General features: G+C 75.6%; 12 protein-coding genes. 9 read left to right on the forward strand and 3 right to left on the reverse strand.

What is annotated here, in order from left to right; translation table 11 throughout:
• Window positions 1-9: 9 nt before the first annotated feature.
• The gene (locus G7075_RS00565; RefSeq protein ID WP_166117893.1) at window positions 10-507 is read right to left on the reverse strand and encodes a hypothetical protein; all 498 of its coding nucleotides are present in this window, start codon (window positions 505-507) and stop codon (window positions 10-12) included.
• Window positions 508-610: 103 nt separating this feature from the next.
• On the opposite strand from G7075_RS00565, the gene G7075_RS00570 reads away from it, so the two are divergent.
• From G7075_RS00570 to htpX, 9 genes are all read left to right on the forward strand, one after another.
• A complete protein-coding gene (locus G7075_RS00570) occupies window positions 611-1132 on the forward strand; it encodes an NADH-quinone oxidoreductase subunit C (protein WP_166117894.1) in 522 nt (173 codons plus the stop codon).
• The gene (locus tag G7075_RS00575) at window positions 1129-2085 is read left to right on the forward strand and encodes a complex I subunit 1 family protein (RefSeq protein WP_166117895.1); all 957 of its coding nucleotides are present in this window, start codon (window positions 1129-1131) and stop codon (window positions 2083-2085) included. The genes G7075_RS00570 and G7075_RS00575 overlap by 4 nt, the downstream gene beginning before the upstream one ends.
• Window positions 2079-2762, forward strand: a complete 684-nt coding sequence (locus tag G7075_RS00580; RefSeq protein WP_166117896.1) for an NADH-quinone oxidoreductase subunit I — start codon at window positions 2079-2081, stop codon at window positions 2760-2762. Before G7075_RS00575 ends, G7075_RS00580 begins: the two co-directional genes overlap by 7 nt.
• The gene (locus G7075_RS00585) at window positions 2759-3280 is read left to right on the forward strand and encodes an NADH-quinone oxidoreductase subunit J (protein WP_166117897.1); all 522 of its coding nucleotides are present in this window, start codon (window positions 2759-2761) and stop codon (window positions 3278-3280) included. Before G7075_RS00580 ends, G7075_RS00585 begins: the two co-directional genes overlap by 4 nt.
• Window positions 3277-3612, forward strand: coding sequence for an NADH-quinone oxidoreductase subunit NuoK (gene nuoK / locus G7075_RS00590; protein WP_166117898.1), 336 nt, complete (start codon window positions 3277-3279; stop codon window positions 3610-3612). The genes G7075_RS00585 and nuoK overlap by 4 nt, the downstream gene beginning before the upstream one ends.
• Entirely contained in the window at window positions 3609-5486 is a 1878-nt protein-coding gene (locus tag G7075_RS00595; RefSeq protein WP_166117899.1) for an NADH-quinone oxidoreductase subunit L, read from the forward strand. The genes nuoK and G7075_RS00595 overlap by 4 nt, the downstream gene beginning before the upstream one ends.
• Window positions 5483-6958 carry an NADH-quinone oxidoreductase subunit M gene (locus tag G7075_RS00600; protein WP_240917791.1) on the forward strand — a complete coding sequence of 492 codons (1476 nt, stop codon included), beginning with the start codon at window positions 5483-5485 and terminating at the stop codon, window positions 6956-6958. The genes G7075_RS00595 and G7075_RS00600 overlap by 4 nt, the downstream gene beginning before the upstream one ends.
• 330 nt (window positions 6959-7288) lie before the next feature.
• Window positions 7289-8419, forward strand: coding sequence for a proton-conducting transporter membrane subunit (locus G7075_RS00605; RefSeq protein WP_166117901.1), 1131 nt, complete (start codon window positions 7289-7291; stop codon window positions 8417-8419).
• A 39-nt stretch (window positions 8420-8458) separates the two neighbouring features.
• The gene (gene htpX, locus G7075_RS00610; RefSeq protein ID WP_166117902.1) at window positions 8459-9343 is read left to right on the forward strand and encodes a zinc metalloprotease HtpX; all 885 of its coding nucleotides are present in this window, start codon (window positions 8459-8461) and stop codon (window positions 9341-9343) included.
• Window positions 9344-9368: 25 nt separating this feature from the next.
• Here htpX and G7075_RS00615 read toward each other — a convergent pair whose 3' ends face one another.
• Window positions 9369-9968: a GNAT family N-acetyltransferase gene (locus G7075_RS00615; RefSeq protein ID WP_166117903.1), complete on the reverse strand. Its 600-nt coding sequence runs from the start codon at window positions 9966-9968 to the stop codon at window positions 9369-9371.
• Between the two features lie 145 nt (window positions 9969-10113).
• Entirely contained in the window at window positions 10114-10902 is a 789-nt protein-coding gene (locus G7075_RS00620; protein ID WP_166117904.1) for a glucosamine-6-phosphate deaminase, read from the reverse strand.
• Between the last annotated feature and the right edge of the window lie 19 nt (window positions 10903-10921).

Consider the following 10921-nt stretch of genomic DNA (forward strand, 5'->3'; position numbering starts at 1 on the left):
CGGCCCGGGTCAGCCGGCCGACCGGCGCCAGGGCCAGAAGCGGCGACGCGGTGGGTCGGTGAGCGGGGTCGGGCGCTCGGGGGCGAGGTCGACGGCGCCACGCGGCGGGGCGAACCGGGCGTGCGCGCGCGTCCGGGAGCGGGACGCGGGCGCGGGAGCAGCGTGCGCCGGGGCGGTGTGGCCCGGTGCGGGAGCGTCCGGCGTTCCGGGCGGAGCCGGTGCTGCGGAAGGCACGGCCCAGGGGGCGATGCGGTGCTCGAGGTCGGGTCCGGTGCGCCGTGCGGCCGCCCGGGCCGGTTCCGGGGCGTCGCGCACCATCGGCGCCGGAGGCGGTGCGGCCACCGGGGTGGTCGGGGGAGCAGCAGTCGTCGGCGGCGGATGGGTGCCGGACTCCGGCGGGCCCCACGCCGCCCGCAGCCGCGAGCGGGGGATGGTGTCGCCGTCGACGTCGTGGACCCCGCCGACCGGGGGCTCCTCGCGCGGCTGCGCGGCATCCGGGTCGACCACGCCGTCATCGTAGCCAGCACGCCCTCCCCCCGACGGCGCTTCGGGGGCGAGCCGGTGGGTGCGCACGGGTGCGCCGGGGCGGTGTCTCGCTAGGCTGCCGGACGTGGCGGACGAGACGCGGGTGGTCGAGCCCGGTGGGTGGCGCGAGGCCGCCGCCGCCGCTCTCGACGACGGCTTCGCCTTCCTCGACTGGCTGAGCGCCGTCGACCGCACCGACGACGCGTCCGCGCCGGGCTTCGACGTCGTCCTCCACCTCTACGACGTCTCGACCCCGGGCGCCCTGCGCGGCCTGCTCCTGTCCACCCGGCTGCCGGACGGCGAGGCCATCGCGTCCCTCACCCCGGTGTTCGCCGGCGCCGCCTGGCACGAGCGCGAGACCCACGAGATGTTCGGCATCGACGTCGACGGCTTCGACGACGGCAGCGGCCTCGGGCTGCGTCCGCTGCTGCTGCCCGACGGCTTCGAGGGCACGCCGCTGCGCAAGTCCTTCCAGCTCGCGGCCCGCGCCTCCAAGCCGTGGCCCGGCGGCAAGGAACCCGGCGAGGGGCACGAGTCGGCGAAGTCGCCGAGCCGCCGGCGCGTGCAGGCCCCGGGCGTCCCGCCGCCGGAGTGGGGGCCGCGATGACCCTCCTCGAGGTCGTGCTCCGGGCCGTCGCGGCGCTGGCCGCCTTCCTCGTCCTGCCGCTGCTCGTCGGGCAGGCCGAGCACAAGGTGATGGCCCACATGCAGGGCCGGCTCGGGCCGATGTACGCCGGCGGCTTCCACGGCTGGGCGCAGCTGGTCGCCGACGGCGTCAAGTTCGTGCAGAAGGAGGACATCGTCCCGGCGGCCGCCGACCGGTGGGTCTTCCGGCTCGCCCCGGCCGTCGCCCTCGTGCCCTACCTCGTGGCGCTCGCGACCATCCCGGTGCACCCGGGCGTGGCCGCGGTCGAGGTCCCCGGGTCGGTGCTGCTCGTCCTCGCGGCCACCTCGGTCGGTGCGCTCGGCACGCTGATGGCCGGGTGGTCGAGCGCCAACAAGTACTCGCTCATCGGCGGCCTGCGCGCCGCGGCCCAGCTCGTGTCGTACGAGCTGCCCGTCGTCCTCGCCGTCGCGTCGGTCGCGCTGGCGGGTGGGTCGCTCTCGCTCGCCGGGCTCGTCGAGGCGTGGAGCCCGTGGTGGCTGCTCTGGCAGCTGCCCGGCGCGTTCGTCTTCCTCGTCGCAGCCGTCGCCGAGCTCCAGCGGCCGCCCTTCGACATGCCGGTCGCCGACGCCGAGCTCGTCATGGGCGCCTGGACCGAGTACACCGGACTGCGCTTCGCCTTCTTCCTGCTCGCCGAGTACGCCGGCATCGTCGTCATGTCGCTGCTCTTCGCCGTGCTGTGGCTGGGCGGGTGGCACGGGCCGTTCAGCGACGGCGTCGGCTGGCTGTGGACCCTGCTCAAGGGTTTCGTCGTCGCGTTCGTCGTCATCTGGGTGCGGGTCGCCTGGCCGCGGCTGCGCGAGGACCAGCTGCAGCGCATCGCGTGGCTGTGGCTCGTTCCGCTGGCGCTGGGCCAGCTGGTCCTCACGGGAGTCGGGGTGGTGGCGGGATGGTGAGCAACGGGTCGGGCACGGAGCCGAGGGACGAGCGCGGACGCGACGGCGGGCTGCCGGGCGTCCTCAAGGGGCTGGCCACGACAGCGCGAACAGCGTTGCGCCCCAGCCACACCCACGAGTACCCGGATGTCGCGCCGAGCCTGCCGCCGCGCAGCCGCGGGGTCATCGCGCTGCTCGAGGAGAACTGCACCTCGTGCATGCTCTGCGCCCGCGAGTGCCCCGACTGGTGCATCTACATCGACTCGCACAAGGAGACGATCCCGGCGCCGACCGAGGGCGGGCGCGAGCGGCAGCGCAACGTCCTCGACCGGTTCGCGATCGACTTCTCGCTCTGCATGTACTGCGGCATCTGCATCGAGGTGTGCCCCTTCGACGCCCTCTTCTGGAGCCCGCAGTTCGAGTACGCCGAGGTGTCCATCCTGGACCTGCTCCACGAGAAGGACCGGCTGGGGGAGTGGATGGCCACCGTGCCGCCACCGCCGGCGCTCGACGAGAAGGCCGCCGAGCCGGCCGAGGTCGCCGCCGTCAACCGGCCGGCGCGCGGCACCGGGCTCGTCGGTGGTGCGGGCGCCGGCGCCCGTCCGCCGCGCACCGTCCGGCCGCGGGTGGCAGGCGAGGCCCGCCCGGCGCCGCCCGAGGCCGCCCCCGAGGCCGCCGCTCCGGAGGATCCCTCGTGACCGCGCTCGACACCGCATTCGCGGCGAGCGCCGTGCTCGCCGTCGTCGGTGGCCTGTTCGCGGTGACGACGCGGCACGTCGTGCACGCGGCGCTGTGGCTCGTCGTCGCGCTGCTCGGGGTGGCCGCCTCGCTCCTCGTCCTCGGCGCCGAGCTCGTCGCGCTCGTCCTCGTGCTCGTCTACGTCGGGGCCGTCGTCGTCCTCGTGCTCTTCGCCCTGATGCTCACGCGTGCCCCCATCGGGCCCGACCGGGCCCACGCCGTCGGCCCCTGGCGGGCGGTCGGCGCCGCGCTGCTCGGGCTGGCCACCGCCGGGCTGCTCGCGTCCGTCCTCCTGCCCCTGGCCGACGGCACGGTCCGGCGCTCCGACGTGACGACGACGCAGGTCGCCGGGCAGCTGTTCGGCACCTGGGTCTGGCCGTTCGAGCTGCTCTCCCTGCTGCTGCTCGCCGCCCTCGTCGGCGGGCTCGCCGTCGCGCGGGGCGGGTCGGCGGAGGCCGGCCGGGAGGTCGCTTCGTGATCCACCTCGCCGGCCCGTACCTGCTGGCCGCCGCGCTCGTCGGGCTGGGCGTGGCGGGGATCGCGGTGCGCCGCAACGCCGTCCTGCTGCTCGTCGGCGTCGAGCTGGTGCTCAGCGGCGGGCTCGTCCTCCTCGTCACCACGCAGGCGGCAGGTGCCGACCGCTGGGCCGCCGGCAGCGTCCTCCCGCTCTTCGTCATCACCATCGCCGCCGCCGAGGTCGTCGTCGCGCTGGCCGTCGTGCTCGCCGTGTTCCGGCTGCGCGGCAGCATCGACCTCGACGCCCCGAGTGCGCCGGCCGCGGGCCCCGCCGACCCGGGGGACCCCCGGTGAACCCCTGGCTGCTCGTCGTCGTGCCGGCCGTCGCCTCGCTGCTCGGCGTCGCCGTGCGTCGTGACGACCGCATCGCCCAGGTCGTGGCCGTGGTGGCCGGCGGAGCCACCCTGCTGCTCGCGCTCGTGGCGTGGATCAGCCAGTCCGGCAGCGTCACCGGCTTCGGTCCGGCCCTCCCCGTCGGCGAGCTGCACGTCCCGCTGGCCGTCGTCACCGACCCCGCGCGGCTGGCCATCGTGACCGTGGTCGCCCTCGTCGCGACCGCCGTGCAGCTGTACTCGACGTGGTACCTGCGGACCGACGACCGCTACGGACAGTTCGCCGCCACCGTCTCGCTCTTCACGGCCGCGATGCTCCTCGTCGTCGTCTCGTCCGACCTCGTCCTCACCGTCGTCGGCTGGGAGCTCATGGGGTGGTGCTCCTACCTGCTCATCGGGCACTGGTCGCGCCGGGCCACGGCGCGCCGGGCGGCGCTCAAGGCCTTCCTCGTCACGCGTGTCGCCGACATCGGGTTCGTGCTGGGCATCGTCGGGCTCGCGGCGGGGGCGGGGTCCACCGACCTGCGCGCCGTCGTCGCGGCCTGGGACCGTCCGACGCAGTGCATCGACAGCGCCGTCGCGGGTGGGTCGGTGCTCGGGGACGCCCTCACCGCCTGCTCGGCGCCCGACGCCCGGCTGCGGGCCGTGCTCCTGGCCCTCGTGGTCATCGGGGTGCTCGGCAAGTCGGCGCAGGTGCCGTTCCAGGACTGGCTCGCCGACGCGATGGAGGGCCCGACGCCGGCCAGCGCCCTCATCCACGCGGCGACGATGGTGGCCGCCGGCACCGTCGTGCTCGCCGGCCTGCACCCGCTGCTCGAGGACAGCCCGAGCGCCCGCTGGTTCCTCGGCGTCGCGGTGTCGGTGACGATGCTGCTCGCCGCCCTGCTCGCCTTCGCCCAGAGCGACCTCAAGCGGATGCTCGCGTGGTCGACCGTCAGCCAGGTGTCGATCATGCTCGCGGCCATCGCCGTGGCCGGACCGGGCACCGGGCCGGATGCCGGTCTGCTGCACCTGTGGTCGCACGCCATCTACAAGTCGCTGCTCTTCCTCGCCATCGGGTGGGCCGCGGTCGTGGGCGGAGGGACGGCGGCGTCCGCGCTGCGGGGGAGCGGGGCGTCCACCCCAGTGCTGCGGGCCGCGTTCCTCGTCGGCTTCCTCTCGCTCGCCGGGGTGCCGCTCGTCGTCGGCGGCGTCTCCAAGGAGCACGTGCTGTCGTCCGCGTGGGACGGCGCGGTGGCCGCCGACGGGCCGGGCGTGCTGGTCCTCGTCGCGTTGGTGCTGACGTCGGCCGTCACGGCGGCGTACTCGACGCGCGGCTACCTCGTGCTCACCGCGCACGTCCGGCAGCGCCCGAGCGCCGGCCGGGTGCCGGCCACCGTCCCCGGGCTGCTGTGGGTCCTCGTCGTGCTCACCGTCTTCGGCGGGCTCGTCGTGCTCACCGGGTCCTTCGCCGTGCACCGGGTCTCGCTGTTCTGGCTGCTGCTCACCGTGCTCGTCGTCGGGGTCGGTGTCGCCGTGGCCCTGCGCGGCGGCTTCGACCGCGACCCCGCCGAGGTGCTCGCCCGGCGGTTCGTCCCCCTCGCCGACCGCGGCTTCGGCGTCGACGTGCTCTACCGCCGGCTCGTCGCGCGGCCGGTGCTGCGCCTGGCCCGGGTCGTCGCGTTCGTCGACACCGAGGTCGTCGACGCCTACGTGCGCGGCGCCGCGGTCGCCACGCGGGCGGCCGGTTGGGCCGGGGTCCGCCTGCACCGGCGCGAACGGCCCAGTGCCGGAGTCGGTCTCGTCCTCGGGGCGGTCGTCGTCCTCGGTCTCGTGGGGGTGCTGGCGTGGTCGTGAGCCTGCTCCTGGCCCTGCCCGCGACGCTCGGGCTGTGGCTCGTCTCCGGTGGCCGCGGGCTGCCGCTGCGGGTCGCCCGGCCGCTCGCCGCCGGCATGGCCGTCGCGACGCTCGGGCTGGCCGTCGCGGTCGCCCTCACCGGCAGCGAGGTCGACCGGGCCTGGCTCCCCGAGCTGGGGGTGCACTGGTCGCTCGGCGTCGACGGCATCTCGGTGCCCCTCGTCCTCCTCACCGCGCTGATGGGCGTGGTCGTCACCGCGCACGCCTGGGTCGAGGTGCCGTCCGGGGGCACGCCCGCCACCTTCCTCGGCTGCCTGCTGCTCGTCGAGGCCGGGGCGCTGGCCACCTTCACCGCCCGCGACGCCGTGCTCTTCCTCGTCGCGTTCGAGGTCGTCCTCGTCCCGATGTGGGTGCTCGTCGGCCGTTACGGGGACCCGCACCACCCGCGGGCCCGCACCGAGGCCGCCCAACGCTTCGTCCTCTACACCGCGGTCGGCTCGACGACGATGCTCGTCGGCATCCTCCTGCTCGTCGCGTCCGCCGGGACGGCCGACCTGCGCGCGCTGGCCGGTGGCGCGGGGGCGGCGCTCGGGTCCGGGACCCAGCTGGCCGTCGCCGCGCTGCTCGTCGCCGGCCTGGCCGTCAAGGTGCCGGTGCTGCCGTTCCACACGTGGCTGCCGCCCGCCCACACGACCGCGCCGACCGCCGGGTCGGTGCTGCTCGCCGCCGTGCTCCTCAAGATGGGGACCTACGGGCTGGTGCGGCTGCCGGTGGCCACCGTGCCCGACGGGTTCGGCCGGCTCGCCCCGGTGCTCGCCGTGGCGGGCGCGCTCGGCATCGTCTGGGGAGGGCTGGTCTGCCTCGTCGAGCGCGACCTCAAGCGGCTCATCGCCTACTCGTCGGTCGCGCACATGGGCTTCGTGGTCCTCGCGCTGGCCAGCGGGTCGCAGACCGGGCTGCAGGCCGCGCTGTTCGCCAACGTCGCGCACGGCGTGGTGTCGGCACTGCTCTTCGTGCTCGTCGGCGGGCTCAAGCAGCGCTGGGGTGACGTCGACCTCGCCGTCCGCCGGCCCGCCCTGCGCGAGACCTCGCCGCGGCTCGGCTTCGCCCTCGTCATCGGGCTGGCCGCCTCGCTCGGGTTGCCGGGGCTCGCCGGGTTCTGGGGCGAGCTGCTCGCCGTGTACTCGGCGTGGGCACCCGCCGCCGACCGGCCGCGAGCGCTCCTCGTCACCTGCGCGGTCGTCGCCGCGGTCGGTGCGGCGCTCGCCGCCGCCTACGCGCTGCGGGTGGCCGGGCTGGTCTGGGCCGGTGACCGGCCGGACCCGGAGGTCCGCCGGACCCCGGACACGGTCGGCGTCGAGCGCTGGCTCCTCGCCGGGCTCGCGACCCTCGTCGTCGTCCTCGGGGTCGCGCCGATGCTCGTCCTGTCGGTGACGGCCGACGCCGTGGCTTCTGTCGGTGGTGCCCGGTGAGCGCGCTGGTCAGCGTCGACGCCCTCGTCCTGGCGCCCGCCCTCGCGCCCGTGCTCGGGTGGTGGCCGTCCTCGTCGGGGATGCCGTGGCGCCGGCCCGCCGGGGTGGCCGCTGGGCCCTGCCGGTGGCGGCCGTCGTGCTCGTCGTCGGGGCGGTGTTCGCCCTGCGCGGCAGCCTCCTCGACCCCACGACACCGCTGCGCACCCTCTGCCTGCCCGCCCCGAGGGGGCTTGCCTGTGGACGGCCGGGCCGCGCGCCTCGACGCTGCAGGCGGGCATCCTGCTCGCCGCCGCGGCCGCCCTCGCCCTGCTCCACGACGCGCGACCGCGGGTGCACGACACCGGCGTCACCGCGACCCTCCTGCTCGCCGCGACGACGGGTGGCGTTGCGGTCGCGGCCTCCCGCGACCTCGGCACCTGGGTCGTGGCCCTCGAGCTCGCCACCGTGCCCGTCGTCGCCCTCGTCGTGCTGCGCGGGACGCGCTCGGCGGCGCACGGCGGCCTCAGCCTCCTCGTCACCTCGCTCGCGTCCTTCGCGCTGCTCGTCCTCGGGGCCGGGCTGTGGCTCACCGCGACCGGTGACGCCGCCTTCTCGCCCGAGTCCGTGGCGCTCGCCTGGGCCGACGCCGACCACCGGGCCGTGCTCGTGCTCGCCGTGACCGCCCTCGTCTCCGGGCTGGGCTTCAAGCTCTCGCTCGTGCCCTTCCACGCCTGGACCCCGCAGGCCTACGCCGCCGCCGAGCTCGGGACGACGCTGTTCCTCGCGGCGGCCTCCAAGGTCTCGGCCGCGGCAGCACTGCTCGTCGTCGTCGAGGCCCTCGTGGGGGCGGTCGGTCACGGCCCGGCCGTCGTCACCCTCCTCGCCCTGCCCACGGCCGCCTCCCTCCTGCTGGGCACCGTCGTCGCCCTCCGCCAGGACGACCCCGTCCGCCTGCTCGCCTGGTCGACCATCGCGCAGGCCGGCTGGGTCGTCGTCCCGCTCACCGCGCTGACGGCCGACGGGCTGCGCGCCTCGGCCGGCTACGTGCTCACCTACGCCGCGGCGACGACGGTCGCCTTCGCCGTCGTGGCCCGCACCGGCGCCCGCACCCTCGGCGCGACCCGGGGCCTGCTGCGTCGCGACCCGCTCGCCGGCGGCGCGCTGGTGCTGGCCCTGCTCGTGCTCGCCGGGCTGCCCCCGGGGGTCGTCGGGCTCGTCGTCAAGGTGCTCGCCGTCGCGGCACCGGTGGCCGAGGGCGTCTGGCCGGTCGCCGCCGTCGCGGTGGTCGCCGTCGTGCTCGGCATCGCCGTCTACCTGCGGTGGGTGGCGGTGCTCGTCGGCCGCCCGGAGCCGGTGGCCGGTGCCGCCGAGGTTCCGGGCCCGCCCGCCGGCCGCTCGACGACGGTCGTCATCGTGCTCGGCACCCTCGTGCTGCTCGCGACCAGCGTGCTGCCGCACGGGCTGCTCGGCGCCCTGGGCTGAGCCCGGAACCGAACCGGCCACCGCGAGCGTTCACCCGACATGCACAACCACTTCAACGGCCTCAAGACCGCCGCGCTGCTCGGCGGGCTCTGGGCCATCCTGCTCGCCATCGGCTTCGCGGTCGCCCAGGGCACCGGCAGCAGCATCTTCATCCTCGTCTTCGCGCTCATCGGCCTCGGCACCACGGCGTACGGGTACTGGAACTCCGACAAGCTGGCCATCAAGGCGATGCACGCGTACCCGGTCACCGAGGCCCAGGCGCCGGCGATGTACCGCATCGTCGCCGAGCTCTCGACCCGGGCCGGCAAGCCGATGCCGCGCCTCTACGTCTCGCCGACCCAGGCCCCCAACGCCTTCGCGACCGGTCGCAACCCCGAGAACGCCGCCGTCTGCTGCACCGAGGGCATCCTCGGGCTGCTCGACGAGCGCGAGCTGCGCGGGGTCCTCGGCCACGAGCTGATGCACGTCTACAACCGCGACATCCTCACCGGCTCGGTCGCGGCCGCCATCGCCGGCGTCATCTCCTCGATCGGCCAGTTCCTCGCCTTCGGCGCGATCTTCGGCGGCGGCAGCGACGAGGACCGCAACCCCATCGCCGGGCTCGCCCTCGCCCTGCTCGCGCCCATCGCCGCGGTCTTCGTCCAGATGGCCATCTCGCGCACCCGCGAGTACGACGCCGACGAGGACGGCGCGACGCTCACCGGCGACCCGCTGGCCCTCGCGTCGGCGCTCAAGAAGCTCGAGCTCGGCGTGGCCCGGGCGCCGCTCGCCCCGAGCCAGCAGCTCGTCAACGCGAGCCACATGATGATCGCCAACCCGTTCCGGGCCCAGGACATCTCGCGGATGATGTCGACCCACCCGCCGATGGCCGAGCGCATCGCCCGCCTCGAGCAGATGGCCTACGGGCACCGCATCAACCCCTGACGGTCCGGGCGGCTCCTCCCGGGGATCAGGAGGCCGGAGGGACGACGAGGCGCATGACGGTGTTGCGCCGGCCCTTCGGTCGCTCGAGCTCGAAGCCGACCCGCTCGAACATCGTGCGCGTCGTGGCGTAGAGGAAGGACGAGGCGACCTTCTTCGTCGCGCCCGCGAGGTCGTGCGGGTACCCCTCGAGGACACCGCCGCCGGCCTGCGCCACGAGGTCGACGACCCCGTGCAGGGCGATCTCGGCCAGCCCGTGCCGCCGGTAGCGCCGGTCGACGAAGAAGCAGGTGACGCGGTAGTCGGGCGGGCTGGTCAGGCCGGCCTCGTACTCCGTGCGGTGGTGGATGTTCGGCAGCTCGGCGGGCGGTCCGTACTGCGCCCAGGCCACTGCCTCGTCGCCGTCGAACACCACGGCGGCATGGGCCCGCGCCTCGTCGACGAGGCGCCGCTTGAGCGAGCGGTTGTCGTCGGCGTCCCGCGTCTTCTCCGCCGGCATCGTGTGGAACCACGTGCACCAGCAGCCCCCGAAGACCCCGTTGTGCCGCGCGGCGAGGTCCTCCCAGGCGGCCCAGGTGTCGGGACCGAGCGGGCGGACGGTGAGCGCGGCGGTGTCGACGTCGACCATGCCCGCCACGGTATGACCGGTTCCGGACGGAACGCGTCCGCCTCCCCGCATCCGCCCCCGCGTCCGACCCCGAACGTGTGTGAAGACCGTCGGTATGCCGACGGTCTCCACACACGTTCGCGGGAAGGGGGAGGGGATGGGGGCCCTAGTGCGCGGGCAGGCCCTCGGCGGAGTCGTCGTAGTACTGCCGGTTGCGCAACCCGGCCGCCGCGGCCTCGTCGAGGCAGACGACCGTGTCGGCGTGCCACTGCAGCACCGACGCCGGCACCGAGGCCGTCAGCGGACCCTCGAGCGCGGCCGCGACGGCATCGGCCTTGGCGTCACCGGTGGCGACGAGGACGAGCCGGCGGGCGTCGAGGATGGTGCCGAGGCCCTGGGTGAGGCAGTGCGTCGGCACGTCGTCGAGACCGTGGAAGAACCGGGCGTTGTCGCGCCGGGTGCGCGAGGACAGCCGCTTGACCCGAGTGCGCGACGTGAGCGCCGACCCCGGCTCGTTGAAGCCGAGGTGCCCGTTGGCCCCGATGCCGAGCACCTGAACGTCGACCCCGCCGAGGTCGAGGATGCGCTGCTCGTACGCGGCGGCGGCGGCCTCGAGCGACGCGGCGTCGGTGGCCGAGCCGTCGGGCACGGCGAGCCGCTCGGGCGCGAGACCGATGACGTCGCAGACCTCGCGCAGCAGCACCTGCCGGTAGCCCTCGGGATGGCCGGGCGGCAGGCCGACGTACTCGTCGAGCGCGACACCGTGCGCGGCGGAGAAGTCGGCCCGCCCCTGCGCGACGGCCCGGCCGAGCTCGCGGTAGAGCCCGAGCGGCGAGGAGCCGGTGGCCAGCCCGAGGACGGGGGTGCGCCGGCCGACCCGGGCCAGGCCGGCGAGCACCGCGTCGGCGGCACGGGCGGCGGTCTGCTCGGGGCCGGGGCTGACGAGGATCTCCATCGCCGGCCAGCCTAGGCGC

Source organism: Phycicoccus sp. HDW14, assembly GCF_011383005.1.
GTDB lineage: Bacteria > Actinomycetota > Actinomycetes > Actinomycetales > Dermatophilaceae > Phycicoccus.

Excerpts from the sequence above, each read along its gene's own strand:
- htpX (WP_166117902.1), top strand. The coding sequence starts at position 8,459 with ATGCACAACCACTTCAACGGCCTCAAGACCGCCGCGCTGCTCGGCGGG.
- G7075_RS00580 (WP_166117896.1), top strand. The coding sequence starts at position 2,079 with ATGGTGAGCAACGGGTCGGGCACGGAGCCGAGGGACGAGCGCGGACGC.
- G7075_RS00620 (WP_166117904.1), bottom strand. The coding sequence starts at position 10,902 with ATGGAGATCCTCGTCAGCCCCGGCCCCGAGCAGACCGCCGCCCGTGCC.
- G7075_RS00575 (WP_166117895.1), top strand. The coding sequence starts at position 1,129 with ATGACCCTCCTCGAGGTCGTGCTCCGGGCCGTCGCGGCGCTGGCCGCC.
- G7075_RS00615 (WP_166117903.1), bottom strand. The coding sequence starts at position 9,968 with ATGGTCGACGTCGACACCGCCGCGCTCACCGTCCGCCCGCTCGGTCCC.